The sequence below is a fragment of the Streptomyces sp. NPDC045701 genome, from assembly GCF_056432045.1.
In genome coordinates, this window is sequence record NZ_JBWKJV010000025.1 from 1 (window position 1) to 24,637 (window position 24,637).

A 24,637-nucleotide genomic window follows, 5' to 3' on the forward strand; every position below is an offset into this window, starting at 1 on the left:
GAACTGGTCCTCGTCCGCACGACGGCCTGCTGATCACCCACCAGCCGAACCACCAGGCCAAGACGGCCCGACCTCAATTTCCCCCAAGGTCGTAAGGAGCCCCCTCCCGGGGACCCTTCGCGGACGCCACGGGCCCGGGACCCGGCATCAAGGAAGCGTTAATGATTAGGTAAGGTAACGAAGTACCGCTGCTGGAAGGATCCGGCGCGCACGTGAGGAAAGGGTCGGCCCACTGACTGTCCACCAGCTCAACGAACTCCTGTTCATCTGCTCGCTCGTGCTGCTCGTCGCCGTCGCGGCGGTGCGGATCTCCTCCCGGAGCGGGCTTCCCAGCCTGCTGCTGTACCTCGGGATCGGGATCGCCATCGGGCAGGACGGGATCGGCAACGTCCACTTCGACAATGCCGAACTGACCCAGGTGATCGGCTATGCCGCGCTTGTGGTGATCCTGGCCGAGGGTGGCCTGGGAACCAAGTGGAAGGAGATCAAACCCGCGTTGCCGATGGCGGCCGTCCTGTCGACCGTCGGCGTCGCGGTGAGCGTGGGAGTCACGGCCGCGGCGGCGCACTACTGGGTGGGCCTGGAGTGGCGGCAGGCTCTGATCATCGGCGCGGTCGTCTCCTCGACGGACGCCGCCGCCGTCTTCTCCGTCCTGCGCAAGGTGCCGCTCCCCTCGCGCGTGACGGGCACCCTGGAGGCCGAGTCCGGTTTCAACGACGCCCCCGTCGTGATCCTGGTGGTGGCCTTCTCCACGACCGGCCCGGTGGACAGCTGGTACACGCTGCTCGGCACGATCGCGCTGGAGCTGGCCATCGGCGCGGCCATCGGCCTGCTGGTCGGCTTCGTGGGCTCGTTCGGACTGCGGCACGTGGCCCTGCCCGCCTCCGGCCTGTACCCGATCGCCGTGATGGCCATCGCCGTGGTGGCGTACGCGGCCGGCGCCATGGCGCACGGCAGCGGCTTCCTCGCGGTCTACCTGGCCTCGGTGATCCTGGGCAACGCCAAGCTGCCGCACGCGCCCGCCAACCGCGGCTTCGCCGAGGGCCTGGGCTGGATCGCCCAGATCGGCATGTTCGTCCTGCTCGGCCTGCTGGTGACCCCGCACGAGCTGATCGACGACTTCTGGCCGGCGGTGATGGTCGGGCTGATCCTGACGGCGGTGGCCCGGCCGCTCTCCGTCTTCCTGAGCCTGCTGCCCTTCCGCGTCCCCTGGCAGGAGCAGACCCTGATGTCCTGGGCGGGGCTGCGGGGCGCGGTGCCCATCATCCTGGCCACCATCCCCATGGTGTCCGGGATCGAGGGCAGCGAGAAGGTCTTCAACATCGTCTTCGTGCTCGTCGTCGTCTACACGCTGGTGCAGGGCCCGACCCTGCCCTGGCTCGCCAGGGCGCTGCGGCTGGGCGACTCGTCCGGGGCCGCCGACCTGGGTGTCGAGTCGGCCCCGCTGGAGCGGCTGCGCGGACACCTGCTGTCGGTGGCCATCCCGAAGGGGTCCCGGATGCACGGCGTGGAGGTCGCGGAGCTGCGGCTGCCCCAGGGGGCGGCCGTCACCCTCGTCGTACGGGACGACCGGAGCTTCGTGCCGTCGCCGACGACCGTCCTGCGGCGCGGCGACGAGCTGCTGGTGGTGGCCACGGACCCGGTCCGGGACGCCGCCGAGCGGCGCCTGCGGGCGGTGGGCCAGGGCGGCAAGCTGGCCGGCTGGCTGGGCACGGGCGGGGACGGCAGGCGGTGACGGGGCGCCGCCCCGGCCCGGGCAGGCGAATCGGAAGATGAACGTCCGGTTAATCGGAGGTGAGGGATCGCCGTATCGGCCATTTCACAGCCACCCCACCGGATCCGCCCTGTATCATGAAGGCACATTGATCGACCAACTCTGCCTGACGCAGAGCTGGCGCGACCGTATGGCGGCCGTGACGCTCCCCCGCTGTGGAGCCCGGCATCTACCGCAGTTCCGCGCAAGAGGACAGCTCTCGGCGGCTCCCGACACCCAGGGGAGCGCTACCAGGCGGCAGAAAGGCACGGGCCGTGCCCTCCGCTGTAGACACAGCCACGGTCACCACCCCGGACAGCGCTCGGCGTCCCGGCTACGGACAGCTCCTGCGCACACCTGGCGCGTGGACGTTCCTGCTCCCCGGATTCGCCGCGCGGCAGCCCTTCGCGATGCTGACCATCGGCATCGTCCTGCTGGTGCAGCACACCACCGGTTCGTACGGCAGCGCCGGCGCCGTCGCCGCGTTCACCGGCGTCTCCATGGCCCTGTTCGCGCCGCAGACCGGCAAGCTCGCCGACCGCTTCGGCCAGCGCGCCGTCCTGGTCCCCGGCGTCCTGCTGCACACCGTCTCGGTGTCGGCCCTGACGGCGCTCGCGCTGGCGGGCGCCCCCCTGTGGGCCCTGTTCGCGGCGGCGGTGCCGACCGGCGCCTCGGTACCCCAGGTCGGGCCCATGGTGCGGTCCCGGTGGGCCGCCAAGCTGGAGGGTTCGCCGCTGATGTCGACGGCGGCGGCCTTCGAGTCCGTGACGGACGAGTTCACGTTCGTGGTCGGCCCCGTCCTCGCCACCGCGCTGTGCACCGGTGTCCACCCGGCGGCCGGCCTGATCGCCGAGGCGACGCTGACGCTGGCCGGCGGCCTGCTCTTCGCCGCCCAGCGCCGCACCCAGCCCGCGTACGGCCTGTCCGCCGACGACACGCGCGCGGAGCGCGTCTCCGCCCTGTCGGTGCCCGGCGTACGGGTCCTCGCGATCGCCTTCCTCGGCATCGGTTCCGTCTTCGGCGGTATGCAGGTCTCGCTCACCGCGTTCACCGAGGAGATCGGCCGGCCGGGCATGAACGGCCTGCTGTACGGGCTCTTCGCCGCGGGCAACATGCTGGCCGGCATCGCCGTCGGCGCCATCGCCTGGAAGTCCGGCCCCCGCCGCCGGCTGGTCCTCGGCTACACCGGTCTGACCATCGCCGCGTCGCTGCTGTGGTCCGCGCACTCCGCGGTGCTGCTCGGCGCGCTCGGCCTGGTCGTCGGCCTGTGCATCGCCCCGGCCCTGATCAGCGGCTACACGCTGGTCGAGTCGCTGGTCCCGGCGTCCGCCCGCACCGAGGCGTTCACCTGGCTGACGGGCGCCGTGGCACTGGGCCAGGCGGTCGCCGTGACGGTGGCCGGGCGGCTCGCGGACGGGTACGGCGCGAGCACCGGTTTCCTGGTCCCGCTGGCCGGTACGGCCATGGCGCTGGCCACCCTGGTGGCGCTCCGGTCGAGGCTCGCGCCGCGTCCGGCCACCCGGACCGTGGCACGTGGCGTCGGTCACCGCGTACCGGTGACGGTGGACTGATCCCGCGGAATACGTCAGTATGGACAGTCGTTAGCACTCAATGAGTGAGAGTGCCAGGAGGAAGACAAGTGCCGACCTACCAGTACCAGTGCACCGAGTGCGGCGAGGGCCTCGAGGCGGTGCAGAAGTTCACCGATGACGCCCTGACCGAGTGCCCGAACTGCCAGGGACGCCTGAAGAAGGTGTTCTCGGCCGTCGGCATTGTCTTCAAGGGCTCCGGCTTCTACCGCAACGACAGCCGTGGCGCGTCGTCGAGCAGCTCGCCCGCGTCGAAGTCGGGCTCCTCGGCCTCGACGAGCTCGTCCGGCTCCGCGCCGAGCTCCGCCTCGGGCTCCTCCTCGTCGGACTCCAAGCCCGCCACGTCCAGCGCGGCCGGAAGCTCCAGCTCCGCCGCCTGACCCGGCTCTCCCCGGACCCTGCCGTCTCCCACGGCGGGGTCCTCGGCGTATCCGGGCACGGCTAGGGTGAGCCGCATGGCGAACGCAACGAAGGCAGGCAACGGCGCGGGCGACGGTGACCGTGAGGACAACGGTGACGGGCTCCGCGCGGACATCGGCGTCATCGGCGGCTCCGGCTTCTACTCCTTCCTGGAGGACGTCACCGAGGTTCGAGTGACCACCCCGTACGGCAGCCCGAGCGACTCGCTGTTCTTCGGCGAGCTGGCCGGCCGCCGGGTGGTCTTCCTGCCCCGGCACGGCCGCGGCCACCACCTGCCGCCCCACCGCATCAACTACCGGGCCAACCTGTGGGCCCTGCGCTCGGTGGGCGTGCGCCAGGTCCTCGGGCCGTGCGCGGTGGGCGGCCTGCGTCCCGAGTACGGGCCCGGCACGCTGCTGGTGCCGGACCAGCTGGTGGACCGGACGAAGAGCCGCACCCAGACGTACTTCGACGGGGAGCCGCTGCCCGACGGGACCGTGCCGAACGTGGTGCACACCTCGTTCGCCGACCCGTACTGCCCCGACGGGCGCAAGGTGGCCCTCGCCGCGGCGCACGGGCGGGGCTGGGAGGCGGTGGACGGCGGGACGATGGTCGTCGTGGAGGGCCCCCGCTTCTCCACGCGCGCCGAGTCGCGGTGGCACGCCGCGATGGGCTGGTCGGTGGTCGGCATGACCGGGCACCCCGAGGCGTACCTCGCGCGCGAGCTGGGTCTCTGCTACACGTCGATGGCGCTGGTGACGGACCTGGACGCGGGCGCCGAGACCGGCGAGGGCGTCTCGCACACCGAGGTGCTGCGGGTCTTCGGCGAGAACGTGGGCCGTCTGCGCGAGGTGCTGTTCGACGCGGTCGCCGGGCTGCCCGAGACGGACAGCCGCTCGTGCCTGTGCACCCATGCCCACGACGGATGGGACCTGGGCATCGAACTGCCGTGACCGCCCGGGCCGTGACCGCCCGGCCGTGACCGCCCGGCCGTGACCGCCCGGCCGTGACCGTCCGGCCGCGACGGTGGTCGGGTGGCCGGCGGGTGCGGTGGCGAACGCCGGGGCGGAGGGGTGCGGGTGGGCGCGCTCGGGCGAGTGCGCCGGGCGAGGCGGGCTCATCGGCGGGTTCACCGGTGTCCGGCACTCCGGCGGGTGACGGGGGTTTCCCCATCGCGGGGGTTGTCCACAGGCCCGAGCGGGATCGGGGCGGGCGCGGGATCGTGAGGGCGTCGCCGGACAGCCGGCGCAGCTGATACCCGGTCCCGGTCCCTCAGGCAGGCGGTGGTTGCCATGACGTCCCGTTCCTCCTCACCCTCTCCCGCTTTCCCGTCCTCCTCTTCGCCGTCCTCCCCCCTCCCGCCCTCCGCCTCCCTCCCCACCACTCCCCCGTCCGGCTTCCCGGCCGCGCGAGGGACCGCGCTGCCGGTGCCCGAGACGCATGGCGTGCCGCAGTTCGCGCCGGTGCGGGTGCGGGGCGGTCGGCACCGGTTGCGCCGGGCCGTGCGACGGCGGCGGCGTGCGATGGCGGCGGGGCTCGCCATGACGGCGGCGGCGCTGGCGGCCTCCGCCCCGGGGTCCCGCGGGCCCGCCGAGGCGGACCGCCCGCAGGCCGCCGCGACTCCCGAGCGGGGACCGGTCGAGATGGTGGCCGCCCCGGTCCGGATCGCCGACGGTGCGACGGTACGACTGCTGCGGCCCGGCGACCGCGTCGACGTGATCGCGTCGCCGGTCCCGTCGGCGGCGGACGGTGAGGGCGGTGCCCGCGTGGTGGCCCGGGGCGCTCGTGTCGAGAAGGTGCCGCTTGAGCAGGGCGGCTCGCCGGACGGGGGCGCGCTCGTGGTGCTGTCCGTCCCGCGGGCCGTCGCCGCCGGACTGGCCGGAGCGGGGACGACGTCCCGTCTGGCGGTGACGCTGTGCTGAGCCGCCCCGGGGCGGTCGGCCGCCGTTCGACGAGCCCCTCTCGTCACCTGTCCGTGTGTACGGATTGGACGGTTATGACCGGTGCGCGGCGTAATGGCTCAGCCAACTGCACATGCGACGAAGGGCACCGTGGTGAGCCAGGAGAAGAACCAGAACCTGCTGGAGGGCTTCAAGGCCTTCCTGCTGCGCGGAAACGTGATCGACCTGGCGGTCGCGGTGGTGATCGGCGCCGCCTTCACCAACATCGTGAACGCGATCGTCAAAGGAGTGATCAGCCCGGTCGTCGGCGCGTTCGGCACCAAGAACCTGGAGAGTTACCGGTCCTGCCTGAAGAGCCCGTGCCAGGTGAACGCAAGCGGCGAGGTCGTCCAGGGCGTCGCGATCCTGTGGGGCTCGGTCCTCAGTGCCACGCTCAGCTTCCTGATCACCGCGGCCGTCGTCTACTTCCTGATGGTGCTGCCGATGGCCCGGTACTTGGCCCGCCGGGCGGCCCTGCGGCGGGAGAGGCAGGGCGTGGAGGAGATGCTGGAGGTCACGGAGCTGGAGCTTCTGAAGGACATCCGGGACGCCCTCGTCGCCCAGCGGGGAGCCGGGCGCGACGCCCCGTGAGCACGTCGGCTCAGAGGTGGTGCGGCGGCTTCTCGTCCAGGAAGCGCGCGAGGTCGGCGGCGCTGTCGCCGCCCGGAGGCCGCTCACCCCACCCACGGTCCGTATCGTCCGCGGACGGCTGGTCCAGCGGATCGTCGAAGATCAGCGCCGGTGTCCTCTTCCTGGGACCGGCCGGGGCACGGGGGCTGTCCGGACCGTTGTGGCGGTCCGCGTCCCCGCTGTCCGGGCCTTGCGTGTTCTTCGAAATGTTCGGACTCACATTCTGCGGGTTCTTCTCTTCCTCCGGCGCCGATGCGGTCTTCGCATCACGCGGTCCGGGGGCGGGGGCGGTCCTCATCCCCCCAGCGTACGCCGGTTCTCGGCGGCCGTCGGGGTGGTGCGAACACAGCCCCGGGACGACGAGGAACGGCAGCACCACCACGTCGCGCGGGGGTCAGGCGGGCCGGCGGTTTCGCGGACCGCTCCGGTCGCCGGCCGGTGCCGGCGACCGGTCCGTCACCGGTGGGGTGCCCGGCCCCGGCTCCCCCGTGGGGGCGGTGGCCCCGCGCGGCGCCCGCGCGGGGTGCGCCGGATCGTCCGTGGGGGTGGGCGGGGTGCTGAGGCCGGGGTCACCCTCCGGGTCGCCGGTCGGGGCGGGTGGAGCACCCGGCCCGGGCTCGCCCGTGGGGGCGGGGGCCTCGCGGGGGGCCGGGTCCCCTCCGGGCGCGGGCGGGTCGGCTGGGGCCGGGTCCGCCGGCGCGGGGGCGTCGGGCCGGGGCGGAGGGTCGGTGGGCTCGGTCACGCGACCACCGTAGGGGCACAGCCGGCGGTTCGCCCGTTGTGGGGACTTCGGGGGTCACCGCTTCCCACTGATGGCGCCCGGCGGCGGCGGCTCTGCTGTTCTGGTGGGATGACCTCCCCTCCCCGTACGCCCCTGCGGCCCCTGCTCTCGCGCAGCCGCGACGAGACGCACCGCGCCGCCACGCCCCTGGAGCTCTTCTTCGACCTGTGCTTCGTCGTGGCGGTCGCCCAAGCGGGCGTCCAGCTGGTGCACGCCGTCGCCGAAGGGCATGCCGGGGACGGCATCGCCCGGTACGCCATGGTGTTCTTCGCCATCTGGTGGGCGTGGATGAACTTCACCTGGTTCGCCTCGGCGTACGACAACGACGACGCCCTGTACCGGGTCGTGACCCTCGTCCAGATCGCCGGCGTCCTGATCCTGGCCGCCGGGGTGTCCCGGGCCTTCGAGGAGCAGGACTTCCTCCTCGTGTGGCTCGGGTACGTGGTGATGCGGCTCGCCCTCGCCTCGCAGTGGCTCCGCGCCGCACGGGCCGCGACCGGCGCCGAGCGGACCATGGCGCTGCGGTACGCGGCCGGGGTGACGCTGTGCCAGGTGGGGTGGACGGCGCTGGTGCTGGCGCCCGAAGGGGCCCGCCCGTGGGTCTTCCTGGTCATGGTGGTGGCCGAGCTCGCCGTACCGCCGCTCGCCGAGCGGGACTACGCGTCCGGCTGGCACCCGCACCACATCGCCGAGCGGTACGGGCTGTTCACCATCATCGTGCTCGGCGAGACCATCGCAGCGGCGACCGTCGCCGTGAAGACGGGCGTCGAGGACAACGACGCGCTGGGCGACCTGCTGCCGATCGCGGCCGGCGGACTGTTGCTGATCTTCGCGGCCTGGTGGATCTACTTCGTCGTCCCGGCCCACCAGCGGCTGCTGTCCAATCGGCAGGCGTTCCTGTGGGGCTACGGCCACTACCTGATCCAGGCGTCGGCGGCGGCGATCGGCGCGGGCATCGAGGTCGCGGTCGAGCAGGCGGTCGGCAAGGCGCGCCTGTCGGCGACCGCGGCGGCGGCCTCGGTGACGCTCCCGGCGGCGCTGTTCCTGCTGGTGGTGTGGACGCTGCACTCGCGCCACTTCAAGTTCGGGATCGCGCAGCAGCTGGTGCTGCCGTGCGCCGCGCTCGGAATCCTGGTGTGCACGTTCGCGGGGCGCTGGGGCGTCCTCGCGGCCGGGCTCGTCGCGGCGGCGGCCGTCGTGGCCGGAGTCGCGCTCACCACCCGTACGGAGCGTGGTACGCAGGGGGGATGACTGACGCACTGACGGACGTGGCCGGCCTGCGGGTCGGCCACGCGCGCGTACCGGGGGACAACGCCCTCAGCGGCACCACGGTGGTCCTCGCGCCCGAGGGCGGGGCGGTCGCCGCCGTGGACGTCCGGGGCGGCGGGCCCGGGACCCGGGAGACCGACGCGCTCGACCCTCGCAACCTGGTCCAGCGGATCGAGGCGGTCGTCCTCACGGGCGGCAGCGCGTACGGGCTGGAGGCGGCGGCCGGGGTGATGGCCTGGCTGGAGGAGCGCGGCCGCGGCGTGCGGGTGGGCCCCGACCCGTCGCAGGTGGTGCCGGTGGTCCCGGCGGCCTGCGTGTTCGACCTGGGGCGGGGCGGCGACTGGAAGGCGCGCCCGGACGCCTCGACCGGACGCGCGGCGGTGGGGGCGGCGGACGCGACCGGTCCGGGCGCCCCCGTGGAGTGCGGTTCCGTCGGCGCCGGGACCGGGGCGGTGATCGGCGGGATGAAGGGCGGGGTCGGTACGGCCAGTACGGTCCTGTCGTCCGGGATCACCGTCGGCGCGCTGGTCGTGGCCAACGCGGTGGGCTCGGCGGTCGACCCGCTGACCGGCGCGCTGTACGGGGCGTACGGGGACGGGCCGGTCGAGCTCCCGAGCCCGGAGGTGCACGCGGCGGCGGCACGGCGGCTGGCCGAGGCGCTGGAGCGCAACGACTGGCCGCCGCTGAACACCACGCTCGCGGTGGTCGGTACGGACGCGGAGCTGACCCGCGCGCAGGCGCAGAAGCTGGCGGGGACGGCGCACGACGGCATCGCGCGCGCCGTTCGGCCGGTGCACCTGCTCAACGACGGCGACACCGTGTTCACGCTCGCGACGGGTGCGCGCCCGCTCCCGGACACCGACGGGCCGTTGGCGCTGAACGAGCTGCTGTCGGCCGGGGCCACCGTCGTGACCAGGGCGATCGTCCGCGCGGTACGGGCGGCGGCGTCGGTGTCGGGGCCGGGCGGCGCCTTCCCCGCGTACCGCGACCTGTACCGGCTCGACTGAGGCGGTGCGGACGGGAGTCGGGCGGGGCGCGCGGGAACCCGGGCCGCGCGCCCCTCGTTTTGTGGAAGTCGGACGCGTTGTCAGACCCAGGCACTACCTTAAGCAAGCATCGAGTGACACGCGGCGACGGCCTGGAGACCCCTCTTGAACGTTCCGAACGACGAGACGACCGAGATGCACGTCGAGCGCCTCCTGGGGCGGGCGCTCAACTCCTTCGACCTGCCCGACGCGCTGGTCGAGCGACTGGACTCCGCGCTGGCGCACGCCAGTTCGCTGCACTCGTCGCACCACAGCGCGGCGCTCCACCGGGTGACGTACCGGCACACGTACCTGCTCGCCGACGGCTCGTCGCTGACGCTGTGGGAGCTGGTGCACAACACCGGGCGGGACGGCCGGGAGCAGCACGAGCTGTACGCGGACGAGACCGACGTACGGCTCGCCGCCTCCCGTGTGCCGGTCGGCCTGCCCGATCCGGAGGGCGACCTGGACGTCGACCTCGACGCGGACCTGGAGCTGCTGGGCGCGTTACTGACCCGGCCGGTGGCCCCGGCCCCGGTGGTGTACGAGCCGGACCACTCGGCGGACCACGCGCGCCGGGTGCTGCGCCGCGCGGAGAACGCCGACCGGCCGGGCGAGGCGGTGGCGGCGCGGCTGCGGGGAGCGTTCGCACACCACATCAAGCAGGTCTTCGGCCGGCAGTGCGCGGTGGCCGGCAAGGACGCCGGGTTCACGCTGTACGAGCACGCGTTCCTGCTGATGGACGGCAGCGAGATGAGCGTCTGGGAGGTGGAGCACACGGCGACGCCGGACGGCCGGCACATGTGCGAGGTGTACGAGGACGAGCACACCGCGCGCGAAGCCATGGAGCTCCGCGCGCGGGTACGGGGGCGCGTGCGCTGACGGGTGGGCCGGGGGCGGCGGTGCGCCGGGACCGGCCGGCCCGGGGTCGTCAGGCCGCGACGGTGACCTTCTCGTGGGTCTCCCCCGGTTCGCCGTCCACCGGTCCGGCGGACGGCGCCCGGCGGGTACGGCCCTTGAGCAGGATCACCAGGGCGGCGCTCACCAGGGTTCCGGCGAGGATCGCGACCAGGTACAGCGCCGGGTTGCCGATCAGCGGGACGACCCAGATCCCGCCGTGCGGGGCGCGCAGGGTGCACTCGAAGAGCATGGACAGGGCGCCGGTGACCGCGCCGCCCGCCATCGCCGACGGGATGACCCGCAGCGGGTCGGCGGCGGCGAAGGGGATCGCGCCCTCGGTGATGAACGAGGCGCCGAGCACCCAGGCCGCCTTGCCGTTCTCCCGCTCGGCCTTGGTGAACAGCTTGCCACGCACCAGGGTGGCCAGGGCCATCGCCAGGGGCGGGACCATGCCGGCGGCCATCACGGCGGCCATGACCTTCAGCGACCCCTCGTTGGGGTTGGTGAGCCCGCCGATGGCGAAGGCGTAGGCGACCTTGTTGAGCGGGCCGCCCAGGTCGAAGCACATCATCAGGCCGAGGATCACGCCCAGGGCGACCGCGTTGGCGCCGGACAGGCCGGACAGCCAGTCGGTCAGCGCGCTCTGGAGCGACGCGATCGGCTTGCCGATCACCAGGAACATCAGGAAGCCGACGATCGCCGACGAGACGAGGGGGATGACGACGACGGGCATGATGCCGCGGAGCGCTGCGGGCACCCTGACCCGCTGGACGGCCCGCACCACCGCGCCCGCGATCAGGCCGGCGGCCAGGCCGCCGAGGAACCCCGCGTCGATGGTGAGGGCGACGGCACCGCCGACGAAGCCGGGAACGAGGCCCGGCCGGTCGGCCATGCCGTACGCGATGTAGCCGGCGAGTACCGGGACCAGGAAGCCGAACGCCAGGGCGCCCGTCTGGAACAGCAGCGCGGCCCAGCTGTCGGCCTGGCCCCAGGCGAAGTGCTCGGCGACGGACGGTGCCTTGTTGACGGCGTAGCCGCCGATGGCGAACCCGAGGGCGATGAGGAGGCCGCCCGCGGCGACGAACGGGACCATGTAGCTCACGCCGGACATGAGCCAGGTACGGAGTCTGGTGCCGTAGCCGTCGCCGGGCTCGCCCGCGTCGTCGACCGGGTTCTTGGGGGCCGCCGGGCCGGTGGCCTCACCGCGCGCGGCCCTGTCGCGGAGCTCGGCGATCAGTTCCGGGGCCCGGTTGATGCCCGCCTTGACGCCGACGTCGACCGTGGGCTTCCCGGCGAACCGCTCCTTCTCCCGCACGGGGACGTCATGGGCGAAGATCACGCCGTCGGCGGCGGCGATGACGCCGGGGTCGAGCCGGGTGAACCCGGCGGAGCCCTGCGTCTCGACGACCAGCTCGACCCCGGCGTCCCGGCCGGCGTTCTCCAGGGACTCGGCAGCCATGTAGGTGTGCGCGATGCCGGTGGGGCAGGACGTGACGGCCACGACCCGGAACCGTGCGGCCGGGGCGCCCTCGGAGGTCACCGCGGCAGGGCCGTCCGCGTCGGCGGAAGGCGCCGAGGGGGCCGGAGCCGGGGAGGGTGCCGCAGCCGCGGGGGCCGCCGGCGCGTCGGCCACCGCGGAACCCGACCCCTCGGCGCCTTCCGCCACCGCGGAACCCGACGCCTCGGGGCCCGACGCCTCCGGAGCGGTCGACGCCGCCGGGGCAGGCGCCGGGTCCGGGGCGTCGCCCCGGATCAGGGCGGCGGCGGCGACCGGCGAGGTGGTCGTGCGGAGGGCCGTCGTGAACCCGGCGTCCATCAGGCGGCGGGCCAGGGACGAGAGGATCGTCAGGTGGGCGTCGTCCGCGCCCGCCGGGGCGGCGATCAGGAAGATGAGGTCCGCCGGGCCGTCGGGGGCGCCGAAGTCGATACCGGGGACCGAGCGGCCGAAGGCGAGCGTGGGCTCCGTGACGTGCGCGCTGCGGCAGTGCGGGATGCCGATGCCGCCGTCCAGGCCGGTCGGCATCTGCGCCTCGCGCGCCGCCACGTCGGCCAGGAAGCCGTCCAGGTCGGTCACCCGGCCGAGCCGCACCAGGCGCTCGGCGAGCGAACGGGCCGCTTCTTCCTTGGTGTTCGCGGCCAGGTCGAGGTCGACCAGGTCCGCGGTGATCATGTCGCTCATCGCGGGCTCCCTTGTTCGCTCAGGTATCGGTCGAGGGGTACGTCGGCGGTCACGGTGACCGCCGCCGGGTCGAGGTCGGACGGTGTGGGCATCTCGCTGCCCGGCAGCCGCACGGCCGCCGCGCCGTGCGCCACGGCCGCCGCCAGGGCGTCCGGGCCCTCGCCGCCCGCGGCGAGGAAGCCCGCCAGGGAGGCGTCGCCGGCGCCGACGTTGCTGCGTACGGCGTCGACGGCGGCGTACCCGTAGAAGGCGCCGGCCTCGCAGACCAGCAGTTGGCCGTCCGCGCCCAGGCTGGCCAGCACCGCCCCGGCGCCCGCGCCGCGCAGTTCCTCCGCCGCCTTGAGCGCGTCGCCCACGGTGGCGAGGGGGCGGCCGACCGCTTCGGCGAGTTCCTCGGCGTTGGGCTTGACCACGTCGGGGCGGGCGCGCAGCCCGGCGAGGAGCGAGGGGCCCGAGGCGTCCAGGGCGATCCGCGAGCCGTACCCGTGCGCGCGGGTGACGAGGTCGGCGTACCAGGCGGGGCCGAGGCCGCGCGGCAGGCTGCCGCAGCAGGCGACCCAGTCGGCGGTGGGCGCGTGGGCGCCTACCGCCGCGAGGATCGCCTCCGACTCCCCCGGGGTCAGCCGGGGGCCCGGTGCGTTGATCTTCGTGAGCGTGCCGTCCGGTTCGGCGACCGCGATGTTGGAGCGGGTGTGGCCCTTCAGCGGGACGGGCGCCACCACGATGCCCTCGTCGGCCAGCAGTTCGGCGACGAGCGCGCCGGGGGTGCCGCCCAGCGGTACGACGGCGACGGTGCGATGCCCGGCCGCGGCCACGGCCCGGGAGACGTTGACGCCCTTGCCGCCGGGGTCCACGCGCTCGGCGGTGGCGCGCAGCACGTCGCCACGGGTGAGGGCCGGGACCTCGTAGGTCCGGTCCAGGGACGGGTTGGGGGTGACGGTGAGGATCACGCGCGTACGACCTCCGTACCGGCCGCCTCGATGGCCGCCGCTCGTTCGGCGCCCAGCCCGGTGTCGGTGATGAGCAGGTCCACGTCGGCGAGGTCGCCGAAGCGGGCGAAGTGCTCCTCGGCGTGCTTGGCCGAGTCGGCGAGCAGCACCACGCGCCGGGCGGCGCCGATCATGGCTCGCTTCACGGCGGCCTCGGCGAGGTCCGGGGTCGTGAGCCCGCGCTCGGCGGAGAACCCGTTGGCGCCGAGGAGCAGGACGTCGGCGCGGACCTCGGCGTACGCCCGCAGCGCCCACGCGTCCACGGCGGCGCGCGTGCGGTGCCGGACGCGTCCGCCGACCAGGTGGAGGGAGATCCCGGGGTGGTCGGCGAGGCGGAAGGCGACGGGCAGGGCGTGGGTGACGACGGTGAGCGAGCACTCCGGGGGCAGCCCGGCCGCCACCCGGCCCACGGTGGACCCGGCATCGAGGATGACGCTGCCGTCCTCGGGCAGCTCGGCGAGCGCGGCCCGCGCGATGCGGTCCTTCTCGTCGGCCGCGGTGGACTCGCGCTCGGCGAGGTCGGGCTCGAAGTCGAGCCGCCCGGCCGGAATGGCGCCGCCGTGCACCCGGCGGACGAGTCCGGCACGGTCCAGGGCCTTGAGGTCGCGCCGGATCGTCTCGGCGGTGACCTGGAGCTGCTCGGCGAGGGACAGCACGTCGACCCGGCCGCCCTCACGGGCGAGGCGCAGGATCAGCTGCTGGCGCTCCGGTGCGTACATGTGGTTTTACGTCCGATCGATGCCCGAAATTGTGGTTTCACCAGCAGGCTACGACCAGATACCCGGGAAGTAAACACACCCGGGCAAACGGAAGGCCCGGCTCCGGGGCGTTCCTCCCAGGAGTCGGGCCTTCGCGGGCCGGTCCCGCCGGCCGGACCTCAGCGGGCCGGCACCGGCTCCGGCTCGCCGTCGGCCGGTACGCCGTCGGGCAGTGCGGTGTCGGCCGCCGCCGCGCCCTCGATGTGCTGCTTCGGGCGCCCGGGCAGGGCGAACATCACGGCGAAGATCACCCCGAGGACCGCGACGACCCACCACAGCGACCCCCGGAAGGCGTCCGCGAACGCGGCCCCGACCTCGGCCGGCGCGAGCCGCTCCTCGTCGATCACGCCGAAGAAGACCACCGAGACCAGGCCGAGGCCGAGCGCCGTACCCATCTGCCCGGTCGTGTTGATGAGGCCGGACGCCGACCCCGCGTGCTCGCGCGGCACGTCGGACAGCACCGCGTCCGTCAGCGGCGCCACGATCAGGCCCATGCCGGCGCCCATCACGATCAGCGGCGCGGCCATCTGCCAGGGCTCGATCCCGGTCCCGTACCGGCCGGCCTCCCAGATGTAGAGGAGCACCCCGGCGATCATCGTCAGCGCGCCGGCCTGGAGCACCTTCCGCCCGAAACGCGGCACCAGCTTCTGCACGGACATCCCGGCGGCTGCCGACACCGCGATCGAGAACGGCACACCGGTCAGACCGGCCTTCAGCGGGCTCCAGCCCAGCCCGATCTGCATGTAGAGCGTCCAGACCAGGAAGAAGATGCCCATCACGACACCGAAGGTCAGTTGCACCGCGATGCCCGCCGCGAAGCTCTTGACCCGGAACAGCGACAGCTCGACCAGCGGTGACCCGTCCTTGCGCGTCTTGTGCTTCTCGTACGCCACGAACGCGCCGAACACCGCCAGGCTGGCGATCATGCACACATGGCCCCACAGCGGCCAGCCCAGCTCACGGCCGCGCGTCAGCGGGTAGATCAGCATGAGCAGGCCCAGCGTGACCAGCGCGACGCCGACCAGGTCCAGCCGCATCGCCCGGTCGGCACGCGACTCGGTGATGAACTTCCGGCCCAGGATCAGCCCGGCGATGCCGACGGGCAGGTTGATGAGGAAGATCGGCCGCCACTCCAGCCCGAACAGGTTCCACTGGGTCAGCAGCGCGCCCAGCAACGGTCCCGAGACGGCCCCGAGCCCCACGATCGCGCCGAACATCCCGAACACCTTGCCGCGCTCGTGCGCCGGGAAGGTGACGTGGATGATCGCCAGCACCTGCGGCACCATCATCGCGGCCATCGCGCCCTGCAACAGCCGGGAGGCGACCAGCATCTCGGGATTGGCGGCGAACCCGCACAGGGCGGACGCGAGGGTGAACCCGGCGATGCCCACGAGGAAGAGCCGCTTGCGGCCGTAGATGTCGCCCAGCCGGCCACCGGTGATCAGCCCGGCGGCGAACGCCAGCGCGTAACCGGCGGTGATCCACTGGATCGCGCCGAACGAGGCGGACAGGTCCCGCTCGATGCTGGGGATGGCGATGTTGACGATGGTGACGTCGACGAGGTCCATGAACGCGGCCGTCATGACGATGGCGAGCGCCAGCCATCGCCGGCGATCGGCCGCCGACGACGCCGTACCGGTGGTACTGGTGGTGGAGGAGGTCATGCCGGGAAGCTAATCCGTATATAGGTCAGGTCGTGTCCTAGTGGGCGCGCATGCTGGACGGCATGACGGACACTCCGGCACGACTCCTGAATCTGCTGTCGCTCCTCCAGACCCCGCGCGAGTGGCCGGGCAGCGAGCTGTCCGACCGGCTGGGCGTCAGCCCGCGCACGATCCGCCGTGACATCGACCGGCTGCGGGACCTCGGCTACCCGGTCGAGGCGAGCCGGGGCGCGGTCGGCGGGTACCGGCTGGTCGCGGGCGCCGCGATGCCGCCGCTGCTGCTGGACGACGAGGAGGCGGTGGCCATCGCCGTGGGACTGCGCGCCGGGGCCGGCCACGCCATCGAGGGCGTGGAGGAGGCGGCGGTACGGGCGCTGGCCAAGCTGGAGCAGGTCCTCCCCTCGCGGCTGCGGCACCGGGTCGCCACCCTGCAGCACGCGACGATCCCGCTGACGCGCGGCGACGGCGCCACGGTCGCCCCGTCGACGCTCACCACCCTCGCGGCGGCGGTGACCGCCCACGAGCGGCTCCGGTTCGGCTACCGCGCGGGCGACGGGACGGAGTCGAAGCGGCAGGTGGAGCCGTACCGCCTGGTCTCGACCGGCCACCGCTGGTACCTGGTGGCGTACGACCTGGAGCGCGAGGCCTGGCGGACCTTCCGCGTGGACCGGGTCACGGAGCCGTTCGCGACGGGCGCCCGGTTCACCCCGCGCGAGCTGCCGACGGGCGACGCGGCGGAGCTGTTGTCGCACACCACGTCGCGCAACCAGCCCGAGCACGACGTGGACGTCACCTTCGCGGCGCCCGCCCAGTTCGTGACCGCACGGCTGCCGGCGCACCTGGCACCCACGCCGACGGGCGACCGCACATGCCGGCTGCGCGCCAGGTCGGCCGACTCGGTGGAGTGGCTGGCGCTGCGCCTGGCGCTGGTGGACTGCGAGTTCACCGTGCACGGCCCGGACGCGCTGGCCGGGTACGTCACCGCCCTGGCCGGCCGCCTGACACGCGCGGTGCCCGCGGCGCCCTGACCTCGGGCAGCGGCGCGGGCTCGGTGCGCGGCGCCCCGACCCCCGGGGCGGCGGCGCGCACGACGACGGCGGCCCCGCCACAAGGGCGGGGCCAACGAGCCGGACGCTGCGGCGGCGGGCCGGAGCCCGAGGGGCTCAGGCCGCCGCGTCGAAGCCGGTGTCGCGGGCCATGCGCTTCAGTTCGAGGAGCGCGTGCTTCTCGATCTGGCGGATCCGCTCGCGGGTCAGGCCGTGCTCCTTGCCGACCTCGGTCAGCGTTCGTTCCCGGCCGTCCTCGATGCCGTACCGCATGCGGATGATCGAGGCCGTCCGGTTGTCGAGCTTGCCGATCAGGTCGTCCAGCTCCTCGCTGCGCAGCAGCGTCAGCACCGACTGCTCGGGCGACACCGCGGACGTGTCCTCCAGCAGGTCGCCGAACTGGGTCTCACCGGCGTCGTCCACCGGCATGTTCAGCGACACCGGGTCACGCGCCCAGTCCAGGACGTCGATGACCCGCTCCGGGTTGGAGCCGAGCTCGGCGGCGACCTCCGCCGGCTCCGGGTCCCGGCCGTGCTCGCGGTTGAACTCCCGCTGCACGCGCCGGATGCGGCCGAGCTCCTCCACCAGGTGCACGGGGAGGCGGATGGTGCGCGACTGGTCGGCGATCGACCGCGTGATGGCCTGGCGGATCCACCACGTCGCGTACGTCGAGAACTTGAAGCCCTTGGTGTAGTCGAACTTCTCCACGGCGCGCACCAGGCCGGCGTTGCCCTCCTGGATGAGGTCGAGAAGGGGCAGGCCGCTGCGCGGATAGCGGCGGGCGACGGCCACGACGAGACGCAGGTTCGACCGGATGAAGACGTCCTTGGCACGCTCGCCCTCGGCCGCCAGGCGCTCCAGCTCCTCGCGGGACGCGCCCGCGGCGCCGGAGTCCACCTCACCCTCGAGGATCTGCTGGGCGAACACGCCCGCCTCGATGGTCTGGGACAGCTCGACCTCCTTGGCGGCGTCGAGCAGGGGCGTGCGCGCGATCTCGTCGAGGTACATGCCGACCAGGTCGCGGTCGGCGATCTCCCCGCCCACGGCGCGAACGCTGCTTGCCCGGTCCGTGGTCCTGGTCTCACTGCCGGTGGACTGACGACGGGCGACGGCACGGGTTGCCATGCGAGCTCCCTTGCTGAGTAGGTCGCGACACCCTCCCGGGTGCCCTGCATCCGACGGAAACAACGACTGGAATCCGGACAGAATTCCCATGGCGCCCGTCAATTCCCGAGATCTTGCAGTACCCTGTCGCGCCACCGAGGGAGGGCGGATGCCGCGCGACGACGAAGAGGTGCAGGTCAGCCCGGGGGCGGAAGGTGACCTCACCGCCCTCACGGACATCTACAACCACTATGTCCGTGAGACGGCCATCACATTCGACATCGCCCCCTTCACCCCGGAGGAGCGACGCCCCTGGCTGCGCTCCCACCCGGAGGACGGCCCCCACCGCCTGCTGGTCGCCCGCGGGCCCGGCGCCGCGGGGCCGGTCCTCGGGTACGTGACCTCCAGCGCCTTCCGCCCGAAGGCCGCGTACCGCACCTCCGTCGAGGTGAGCGCCTACCTCGCCCCGGAGGCGGCCGGCCGGGGCGTCGGGTCGCTGCTCTACGCCCGGCTCTTCGAGGCGCTGGCCAAGGAGGACGTGCACCGTGCCTACGCGGGGATCGCGCTGCCGAACGAGCCGTCGGTGCGCCTGCACGCCCGCTTCGGCTTCCGGCACGTCGGCACCTACGCGGAGGTGGGCCGGAAGTTCGGGCGGTACTGGGACGTGGCCTGGTACGAGAAGGCCCTCCGGCCCGGCCCGGGGCCGGACCCGGACTCGGGGCAGGCCCCCGGGCCGGGACGGTGACCTAGCCGAACTGGACCGACCGCTTCGCCAGGCCCATCCAGAAGCCGTCGATGACACTGCGCCCGCCGGCCAGGTCGCCCGCCGTGTCGGCGGCGCCCAGCGTCACGAACAGGGGCGCGAAGTGCTCGGTGCGCGGGTGGGCGAGGGCGCCGGCGGGTGAGGCGTGCGCGAAGTCCAGCAGCGCGTCCACGTCGCCGCCGTCCAGCGCCCGCCGCCCCCAGTCGTCGAACTCCGCCGACCAGCCCGGCACGCCCGCGTGCCGCAGCGCCGCCAGGTTGTGGGTGAAGAACCCGCTGCCGACGATCAGCACGCCCTCGTCGCGCAGCGGCGCCAGCCTGCGCCCGATGTCCATCAGGCGGGCCGGGTCCAGCGTGGGCAGGGACATCTGGAGAACCGGCACGTCGGCGTCCGGGTACATCTCGACGAGCGGGACGTACGCCCCGTGGTCCAGCCCCCGGCCGGGGAGGTCCTGCACGGGCGTGCCGGGCCCGCGCAGCAGCTTGCGCACGGACTCGGCGAGGGCGGGCGCGCCGGGGGCGGCGTACCGCACCCGGTAGTAGTGCTCGGGGAAGCCCCAGAAGTCGTACACCAGCGGCGCGGTGACGGTGGCGCCGAGGGCCAGCGGCGCCTCCTCCCAGTGGGCGGAGACCATCAGGATCGCGGAGGGCTTCGGCAGGCCGGCGGACCAGGCGGCGAGCTGGCCGGGCCACAGGGGGTCGTCGGCGAGCGGCGGGGCGCCGTGGGAGAGGTACAGGGCGGGCATCCGCACCGCCCCGCGCTGTGCGGGCTCCTCGAAGGGGGTCATGACGGCGGCTCCTGACGTGCTGCTTCCATCCTACTTACTTGAAACTTAAAGCAGGTTCACCAGGGAGCGTACCGAGACTTTGTTCAACTTTCAAGAAGCCGTAGAGTGGATACATGGATACGGCACCGAACGGCGGGGACGAGCGACCGCGCTGGCTCAGCGACGACGAGCAGCGCGTCTGGCGCGCGTACCGGCACGCCACCACGCTGCTGGAGGACCACCTCGACCGCCAGCTCCAGCGCGACGCCGGGATGCCGCACATCTACTACGGGCTGCTCGTCCAGCTCTCCCAGGCCCCGCGCCGCCGCATGCGGATGACCGAACTCGCCAAGGACGCCAAGATCACCCGGTCCCGGCTGTCGCACGCCGTGGCGCGTCTGGAGAAGAACGGCTGGGTACGCCGCGAGGACTGCCCCTCCGACAAGCGCGGCCAGAACGCCTACCTGACGGACGAGGGCTACGAGGTGCTCAGGCGCAGCGCGCCCGGCCACGTCAGCGCCGTGCGCCAGGCGGTGTTCGACCGGCTCAGCCCCGAACAGGTCGACCAGCTCGGCGAGATCATGCGGCTCCTGGCGGAGGGCCTCCAGCCCGCCCGCCCCGACGCCGACCTGCCCTGGCTGCGCTGACCGCCTCAGGTCGTCAGCAGGACGCCCGCGTACGACGCCGCCGCGACGAGCACCCAGGCCGTCAGCCCCAGCGCGGCGACCCGCGCCCCGGTCCGCGACAGCGTCGGCAGGTGCACCGCGCTGCCCAGCCCGAACAGGGCGGCGGCGAGCAGCAGTTCCTGAGCCGTCCCGGCGGTCCGGAGAGCCGGCTCCGGCAGCCACCCGGTCGTGCGCAGCGCCACCATGGCGAGGAACCCCGCGACGAACAGCGGCACCAGCGGCGGCCGGCGGCCCCCCGGCGCGGTGCGCCCCCGGCGCCGGGCCGCCACCGCCATCGCCGCGACCAGCGGGGCCAGCAGCGCGACCCGCATGAGCTTGACCAGCACCGCCTCGCCGAGCGCGCCCGGCCCGGCGGTCTGCGCGGCGGCGACCACCTGGCCCACGTCGTGCACGCCCGCCCCCACCCAGCGCCCGAACTGCGCGTCACTCAGGCCCAGGGGGCCGTGCAGCAGCGGGAGTACGGCGATGGCGAGCGTGCCGCACAGGGTGACCAGGGCCACCGAGGTGGCCGCGTCGTCCTCGTCGCTGTCACGCACCGCGCCGACCGCGCCGATCGCCGACGCCCCGCAGATCGCGTACCCCGCCGCGACGAGCACCGGCTGGTCACCCGGCAGCCCGAGGCGGCGCCCCAGCCACCAGGTACCGCCGAAGGTCGCGGCCACGACGCCGAGCACCATCGCGACGGTCCACCAGCCCACACCCAGGACGTCCCCGAGGCTCAGCCGCAGCCCGAGCAGGACGACACCGACGCGCATCAGGCGCTTGGCCGCCAGGGTCAGCCCCGGCCGGCAGCCGCCCCGGACGCGGTCGCGCAGCCACGGCGTGTGGGCGGCGGCGATCCCGAGGACCACGGTGGCGGTGAGCATCGGTACGGCCGGCACGGCGAGGTGCGCCAGCCAGGCCGCCGCGACCCCGGCGGCGGCGAGCGCGAGCCCGGGCAGAGGGCCGGGGCGGAGGCGGAGGCCGGGGCGGGTGCGGGAGCCGGGGCCCGCCCGGCCGCCCGACGCGACCGGGCGCGGACGCGGACGCGGGCCGACGAGCGCCATCAGCGGGCGGCGGGCAGGCGGTAGAGCCGCCGCACGCTGGTGCCCAGGCGGGTGATGTCGGCCCCGTAGACGTGCAGGGACAGGGCGGTGCGGTCACCGCTGTTGCGTACGGAGTGGATGTCGCCGGGCGGGGCGAATGCGGCCACCTCGCCGGCCCGGTTCACCACGTCCTCGGTGACGAGCAGCCGGGCGGAGGTGCCGTCCGGGACGAGCTGGTAGCGCCGCTCGTGCTCCTCGCCCTGGTGGACGCCGGCCGCGCACCACGAGACGTGGTCGTGGATGGGCGTGGACTGGCCGGGCAGCCAGACGATCGCGACGACGGAGAAGCTGCCGTCGGGCTCGGCGTGCAGGACGTGCTGGCGGTAGTGGGCGGGGTCGGACGCGCACTGCTCCGGGGTGAGCAGGTCGGGCGCGCCGAGGTGCGGGGCGATGCGTTCGGCCACGAGCCGGGAGGTCGGTTCGGGCGCCAGGCCGCGGTCGACGGTCTCGCGTACGGCGGTGACCAGGGCGCGCAGGCGTGCGGTGGTCGGACCGGCGGCGGCAACGGGGGTCGTCGTCATGGCGGCAGCGTCCGCCCGGCCGACCCATCACGTCCAAGGAGGGTTCTTTGCCGAGTACCCAACGAACGCTTATGGGTCGAGGAGGTTCAGCGGTCGGCCGGCTCCGGGCTCAGCAGCCGACCTTGGACTCGGCCACCGCGACGATCTCGTCGAGCATGAGGGCCGTGGCGGGGATCCTGAGGTGGTCGCGCAGGACGTACGCGTACACCTGGCGCCGGGTGTGCGGCTCGACGATCCGGCCGGTGACCTTGTCGTGGCAGAGGAACGACAGGACGAGCGCGGGCACCATGGCGATGCCGACGCCCGCCGCCACCAGGCTCTGCATCACCAGGTTGTCGTCCGTGGTGCAGGCGATGTCGGGGCTGAAGCCCGCCTCGGCGCAGGCGTGCAGGAAGTTGGCGTTGCAGCGCGCGCAGCCGGCGATCCACCGCTCGTGCGCCAGATCGGCCAGGTGCACGGCGCGGCGGCGGGCCAGGGGGTGCCCGGTGGGCAGCAGCACCGTGAGCGGGTCCTCCAGCAGCCTGAACTCGTCGAGCTCCTCGGGGACGTCGACCCGCAGGCCCGGGTAGCTGAAGGCCAGGGTGATGTCGCACTCGCCCCGGGCCGCCATCCGCAGGGACTCGGGCGGTTCGCTCTCCACCAGTTCCACCCGGACGCCCGGGTGCTGGGCCGCCATCCGGGCCATGGCCTCGGGCAGGATCGTCGCTCCGGCGCTGGGGAAGGCGCACACGCGCACCCGGCCGGAGCGCAACCTGGCTATGGCGTCGATCTGTTGCTGCGCGACGGACAGGCTGTCGAGGATCGTCCCGGAGTGCCGGGTGAGGGCCTCCCCCGCCTCGGTGAGCCGCAGGCCGCGCCCGACGCGGGTGAACAGCGGTGTGCCGACGTCCCGTTCCAGCGCCTTCATCTGCTGGCTGACGGCCGGCTGCGTGTACCCGAGGGCGCGGGCGGCCGCCGTATACGAACCGGTCCTGACCACCTCATGGAAGGTCTTGATGTACCGGGAGTCGAACACGTCGAAAGCATAAGCGGAAATTGGGGTACGGAAAGGGGTGCTCCCCGCCACTCCGGTGGCGGGGAGCACCCCTTTTCCGTCACGTCCGTACGCCGGTGGTGCCGTACCCCCGTACCCCCGTACCCCGGACGCCCTTGGTCCGTGAGCCCGTACTCCCGTACGGGCCGGACGGCTCAGTGCGCGACGACCGGGATCCTCACCGCGTCCGCGGCGAGGTCGCCCTCGCCGCCTTCCGCGACCGGCTGCGCACCGGTGCCCGGGCGGCCGGTGTTGATGAACGTGACCGCGATCGCGGCGGACACGACCAGGATGCCGACCGCCCACCAGATGGCGGCGGAGTACCCCTCCACCATGCCCTGCAACTGGAGCAGCTTCTGCGCCTGCGGGGAGGTCGCGGCGGCCGCGTGGTCGGTGATGTACGCGGTGGTCGCCGACGCGGCGATGGTGTTGAGCAGCGCCGTACCGATGGCGCCGCCGACCTGCTGCGAGGTGTTGACCATCGCGGAGGCCACCCCGGCGTCACGGGCCTCGACGCCGTGCGTCGCCAGGGACATGGCCGGCATGAAGGCCGTACCCATGCCGAGGCCCAGCAGGAGCTGCGCCGGCAGGATGAGCCCGGCGTACGACGAGTCGACCTCCAGCTGCGTCAGCAGCAGCATGCCGGTGGCGGCGGCCAGGAAGCCGGGGCCCATCAGCAGGCGGGGCGCGACGCGGGTCATCAGGCGGGCGCCGATCTGCGTCGAGCCCGTGATCATGCCGGCGATCATCGGCAGGAAGGCGAAGCCGGTCTTGACGGGCGAGAAGCCCTTGACGACCTGGAGGTAGTAGGTGAGGAAGAGGAACAGGCCGAACATCGCGATGATGGCGAGCCCCAGGGAGAGGTAGACACCGCCCCGGTTGCGTTCGGTGATCACGCGTAGCGGCAGCAGCGGCGACGTCACCTTCGCCTCGACGGCGAGGAACGCGGCGAGCAGCACCACGGAGGCGGCGAACAGGCCGATGGTGCTCGCGTCGGACCAGCCGTGCGACTCGGCGCGGGTGAAGCCGTACACCAGGGACACCAGGCCCAGCGTGGACAGGACGACGCCGGGGATGTCGAGCGGCGAGCGGTTGCGCCCGCCGGCCGGCTCACGGATCACGAAGTAGGCGCCCGCGGCGGCGACGACGGCGAAGGGGATGTTGACGAAGAACGTCCAGCGCCAGTCGAGGTACTCGGTGAGGACACCGCCGAGGATCAGGCCCACGGCGCCACCGCCACCGGCGATCGCACCGTAGATGCCGAAGGCCTTGGCGCGCTCCTTGCCGTCGGTGAACATCACCGCCAGCAGGGACAGCGCGGCGGGCGCGAGCAGCGCGCCGAAGGCGCCCTGGAGGGCGCGCGAGCCGAGCATCATGGCCTCGCCGGTGGCCGCGCCACCCAGCGCGGATGCCGCGGCGAAGCCCAGCAGGCCGACGACGAAGGTGCGCTTGCGGCCCCACAGGTCGGCGATGCGCCCGCCGAACAGCAGCAGGCCGCCGAAGGCGAGGGCGTAGGCGGTGATGACCCACTGGCGGTTGCCGTCCGAGATTCCCAGGTCCAGCTGGGCGGAGGGCAGCGCGATGTTCACGATCGTCGCGTCGAGCACGACCATGAGCTGGGCCAGGGCGATGAAGATCAGCGCTTTCCAGCGGCTGGGATCAGGAGCGAGGTCGGCGGATATGGGACCTGAAGCGGTTTTCGGCATGGGAGCAGCCACCTAGGGACTCGGAACAACGGAAAACGGACGTAAGGGCGG

Annotated in this window: 23 protein-coding genes; 12 read left to right on the forward strand and 11 right to left on the reverse strand. The window is 73.6% G+C overall.

Annotated features, from left to right (window positions below):
- Positions 1 to 232 precede the first annotated feature (232 nt).
- The 6 genes from AC07DW_RS23380 (at position 233) to AC07DW_RS23405 (ending at position 6,272) form a co-directional block, all read left to right on the forward strand.
- Complete coding sequence (locus AC07DW_RS23380; RefSeq protein WP_478859686.1) at positions 233 to 1,735, forward strand: potassium/proton antiporter; 1,503 nt, start codon at positions 233 to 235, stop codon at positions 1,733 to 1,735.
- Between the two features lie 293 nt (positions 1,736 to 2,028).
- Entirely contained in the window at positions 2,029 to 3,324 is a 1,296-nt protein-coding gene (locus AC07DW_RS23385; protein WP_478859619.1) for an MFS transporter, read from the forward strand.
- Positions 3,325 to 3,392: 68 nt separating this feature from the next.
- Positions 3,393 to 3,722 (forward strand): FmdB family zinc ribbon protein, encoded by a 330-nt coding sequence (locus AC07DW_RS23390; RefSeq protein WP_478859620.1) that lies wholly within the window; start codon positions 3,393 to 3,395, stop codon positions 3,720 to 3,722.
- Between the two features lie 75 nt (positions 3,723 to 3,797).
- Positions 3,798 to 4,694, forward strand: coding sequence for an S-methyl-5'-thioadenosine phosphorylase (locus tag AC07DW_RS23395; protein WP_478859621.1), 897 nt, complete (start codon positions 3,798 to 3,800; stop codon positions 4,692 to 4,694).
- A 474-nt stretch (positions 4,695 to 5,168) separates the two neighbouring features.
- Positions 5,169 to 5,663, forward strand: coding sequence for a hypothetical protein (locus tag AC07DW_RS23400; RefSeq protein WP_478859622.1), 495 nt, complete (start codon positions 5,169 to 5,171; stop codon positions 5,661 to 5,663).
- Between the two features lie 93 nt (positions 5,664 to 5,756).
- On the forward strand, positions 5,757 to 6,272 hold the full coding sequence (locus tag AC07DW_RS23405; protein WP_478859623.1) for a large conductance mechanosensitive channel protein MscL: 516 nt from the start codon (positions 5,757 to 5,759) through the stop codon (positions 6,270 to 6,272).
- A gap of 10 nt (positions 6,273 to 6,282) precedes the next feature.
- Here the strand turns inward: AC07DW_RS23405 and AC07DW_RS23410 are convergent, their stop codons facing one another.
- Entirely contained in the window at positions 6,283 to 6,609 is a 327-nt protein-coding gene (locus AC07DW_RS23410; RefSeq protein ID WP_478859624.1) for a hypothetical protein, read from the reverse strand.
- Positions 6,610 to 7,161: 552 nt separating this feature from the next.
- Between AC07DW_RS23410 and AC07DW_RS23415 the strand changes: the two genes are divergently transcribed.
- From AC07DW_RS23415 to AC07DW_RS23425, 3 genes are all read left to right on the forward strand, one after another.
- A complete protein-coding gene (locus tag AC07DW_RS23415; RefSeq protein ID WP_478859625.1) occupies positions 7,162 to 8,343 on the forward strand; it encodes a low temperature requirement protein A in 1,182 nt (393 codons plus the stop codon).
- Complete coding sequence (locus AC07DW_RS23420) at positions 8,340 to 9,368, forward strand: P1 family peptidase (protein ID WP_478859626.1); 1,029 nt, start codon at positions 8,340 to 8,342, stop codon at positions 9,366 to 9,368. The genes AC07DW_RS23415 and AC07DW_RS23420 overlap by 4 nt, the downstream gene beginning before the upstream one ends.
- A 174-nt stretch (positions 9,369 to 9,542) precedes the next feature.
- Complete coding sequence (locus tag AC07DW_RS23425; RefSeq protein WP_478859687.1) at positions 9,543 to 10,268, forward strand: DUF6227 family protein; 726 nt, start codon at positions 9,543 to 9,545, stop codon at positions 10,266 to 10,268.
- A 49-nt stretch (positions 10,269 to 10,317) separates the two neighbouring features.
- Here the strand turns inward: AC07DW_RS23425 and AC07DW_RS23430 are convergent, their stop codons facing one another.
- From AC07DW_RS23430 to AC07DW_RS23445, 4 genes are all read right to left on the reverse strand, one after another.
- Complete coding sequence (locus AC07DW_RS23430) at positions 10,318 to 12,465, reverse strand: PTS fructose transporter subunit IIABC (protein ID WP_478859627.1); 2,148 nt, start codon at positions 12,463 to 12,465, stop codon at positions 10,318 to 10,320.
- Positions 12,462 to 13,415 (reverse strand): 1-phosphofructokinase, encoded by a 954-nt coding sequence (gene pfkB, locus AC07DW_RS23435; RefSeq protein WP_478859628.1) that lies wholly within the window; start codon positions 13,413 to 13,415, stop codon positions 12,462 to 12,464. Before pfkB ends, AC07DW_RS23430 begins: the two co-directional genes overlap by 4 nt.
- Entirely contained in the window at positions 13,412 to 14,173 is a 762-nt protein-coding gene (locus tag AC07DW_RS23440; RefSeq protein WP_336321412.1) for a DeoR/GlpR family DNA-binding transcription regulator, read from the reverse strand. The genes pfkB and AC07DW_RS23440 overlap by 4 nt, the downstream gene beginning before the upstream one ends.
- A 158-nt stretch (positions 14,174 to 14,331) precedes the next feature.
- Positions 14,332 to 15,876 (reverse strand): MFS transporter, encoded by a 1,545-nt coding sequence (locus tag AC07DW_RS23445; RefSeq protein ID WP_478859629.1) that lies wholly within the window; start codon positions 15,874 to 15,876, stop codon positions 14,332 to 14,334.
- Between the two features lie 62 nt (positions 15,877 to 15,938).
- On the opposite strand from AC07DW_RS23445, the gene AC07DW_RS23450 reads away from it, so the two are divergent.
- Positions 15,939 to 16,904: a helix-turn-helix transcriptional regulator gene (locus AC07DW_RS23450; RefSeq protein WP_478859630.1), complete on the forward strand. Its 966-nt coding sequence runs from the start codon at positions 15,939 to 15,941 to the stop codon at positions 16,902 to 16,904.
- Between the two features lie 135 nt (positions 16,905 to 17,039).
- Here AC07DW_RS23450 and AC07DW_RS23455 read toward each other — a convergent pair whose 3' ends face one another.
- On the reverse strand, positions 17,040 to 18,047 hold the full coding sequence (locus AC07DW_RS23455) for a sigma-70 family RNA polymerase sigma factor (RefSeq protein ID WP_478859631.1): 1,008 nt from the start codon (positions 18,045 to 18,047) through the stop codon (positions 17,040 to 17,042).
- A 148-nt stretch (positions 18,048 to 18,195) separates the two neighbouring features.
- On the opposite strand from AC07DW_RS23455, the gene AC07DW_RS23460 reads away from it, so the two are divergent.
- Entirely contained in the window at positions 18,196 to 18,771 is a 576-nt protein-coding gene (locus AC07DW_RS23460) for an N-acetyltransferase family protein (RefSeq protein WP_478859632.1), read from the forward strand.
- Between the two features lies 1 nt (position 18,772).
- Here the strand turns inward: AC07DW_RS23460 and AC07DW_RS23465 are convergent, their stop codons facing one another.
- Positions 18,773 to 19,576 carry a dioxygenase family protein gene (locus tag AC07DW_RS23465; protein WP_478859633.1) on the reverse strand — a complete coding sequence of 268 codons (804 nt, stop codon included), beginning with the start codon at positions 19,574 to 19,576 and terminating at the stop codon, positions 18,773 to 18,775.
- Between the two features lie 113 nt (positions 19,577 to 19,689).
- Between AC07DW_RS23465 and AC07DW_RS23470 the strand changes: the two genes are divergently transcribed.
- The gene (locus AC07DW_RS23470) at positions 19,690 to 20,202 is read left to right on the forward strand and encodes a MarR family winged helix-turn-helix transcriptional regulator (RefSeq protein WP_478859634.1); all 513 of its coding nucleotides are present in this window, start codon (positions 19,690 to 19,692) and stop codon (positions 20,200 to 20,202) included.
- A 5-nt stretch (positions 20,203 to 20,207) separates the two neighbouring features.
- Here AC07DW_RS23470 and AC07DW_RS23475 read toward each other — a convergent pair whose 3' ends face one another.
- The 4 genes from AC07DW_RS23475 to AC07DW_RS23490 form a co-directional block, all read right to left on the reverse strand.
- On the reverse strand, positions 20,208 to 21,287 hold the full coding sequence (locus AC07DW_RS23475) for a YeiH family protein (RefSeq protein ID WP_478859635.1): 1,080 nt from the start codon (positions 21,285 to 21,287) through the stop codon (positions 20,208 to 20,210).
- A complete protein-coding gene (locus AC07DW_RS23480; protein WP_478859636.1) occupies positions 21,287 to 21,847 on the reverse strand; it encodes a cysteine dioxygenase family protein in 561 nt (186 codons plus the stop codon). Before AC07DW_RS23480 ends, AC07DW_RS23475 begins: the two co-directional genes overlap by 1 nt.
- A gap of 109 nt (positions 21,848 to 21,956) precedes the next feature.
- On the reverse strand, positions 21,957 to 22,862 hold the full coding sequence (locus AC07DW_RS23485) for a LysR family transcriptional regulator (RefSeq protein WP_478859637.1): 906 nt from the start codon (positions 22,860 to 22,862) through the stop codon (positions 21,957 to 21,959).
- Positions 22,863 to 23,035: 173 nt separating this feature from the next.
- Complete coding sequence (locus AC07DW_RS23490) at positions 23,036 to 24,586, reverse strand: MFS transporter (RefSeq protein ID WP_478859638.1); 1,551 nt, start codon at positions 24,584 to 24,586, stop codon at positions 23,036 to 23,038.
- Positions 24,587 to 24,637 lie beyond the last annotated feature (51 nt).

Coding starts and splice junctions, on each gene's coding strand:
- AC07DW_RS23410 (WP_478859624.1), bottom strand. CDS start 6,609: ATGAGGACCGCCCCCGCCCCCGGACCGCGTGATGCGAAGACCGCATCG.
- AC07DW_RS23395 (WP_478859621.1), top strand. CDS start 3,798: ATGGCGAACGCAACGAAGGCAGGCAACGGCGCGGGCGACGGTGACCGT.
- AC07DW_RS23490 (WP_478859638.1), bottom strand. CDS start 24,586: ATGCCGAAAACCGCTTCAGGTCCCATATCCGCCGACCTCGCTCCTGAT.
- AC07DW_RS23440 (WP_336321412.1), bottom strand. CDS start 14,173: ATGTACGCACCGGAGCGCCAGCAGCTGATCCTGCGCCTCGCCCGTGAG.
- AC07DW_RS23420 (WP_478859626.1), top strand. CDS start 8,340: ATGACTGACGCACTGACGGACGTGGCCGGCCTGCGGGTCGGCCACGCG.
- AC07DW_RS23445 (WP_478859629.1), bottom strand. CDS start 15,876: ATGACCTCCTCCACCACCAGTACCACCGGTACGGCGTCGTCGGCGGCC.
- AC07DW_RS23425 (WP_478859687.1), top strand. CDS start 9,543: ATGCACGTCGAGCGCCTCCTGGGGCGGGCGCTCAACTCCTTCGACCTG.
- AC07DW_RS23415 (WP_478859625.1), top strand. CDS start 7,162: ATGACCTCCCCTCCCCGTACGCCCCTGCGGCCCCTGCTCTCGCGCAGC.
- AC07DW_RS23450 (WP_478859630.1), top strand. CDS start 15,939: ATGACGGACACTCCGGCACGACTCCTGAATCTGCTGTCGCTCCTCCAG.
- AC07DW_RS23455 (WP_478859631.1), bottom strand. CDS start 18,047: ATGGCAACCCGTGCCGTCGCCCGTCGTCAGTCCACCGGCAGTGAGACC.
- AC07DW_RS23475 (WP_478859635.1), bottom strand. CDS start 21,287: ATGGCGCTCGTCGGCCCGCGTCCGCGTCCGCGCCCGGTCGCGTCGGGC.
- AC07DW_RS23405 (WP_478859623.1), top strand. CDS start 5,757: ATGGCTCAGCCAACTGCACATGCGACGAAGGGCACCGTGGTGAGCCAG.
- AC07DW_RS23465 (WP_478859633.1), bottom strand. CDS start 19,576: ATGACCCCCTTCGAGGAGCCCGCACAGCGCGGGGCGGTGCGGATGCCC.
- AC07DW_RS23470 (WP_478859634.1), top strand. CDS start 19,690: ATGGATACGGCACCGAACGGCGGGGACGAGCGACCGCGCTGGCTCAGC.
- AC07DW_RS23430 (WP_478859627.1), bottom strand. CDS start 12,465: ATGAGCGACATGATCACCGCGGACCTGGTCGACCTCGACCTGGCCGCG.
- AC07DW_RS23480 (WP_478859636.1), bottom strand. CDS start 21,847: ATGACGACGACCCCCGTTGCCGCCGCCGGTCCGACCACCGCACGCCTG.
- AC07DW_RS23460 (WP_478859632.1), top strand. CDS start 18,196: ATGCCGCGCGACGACGAAGAGGTGCAGGTCAGCCCGGGGGCGGAAGGT.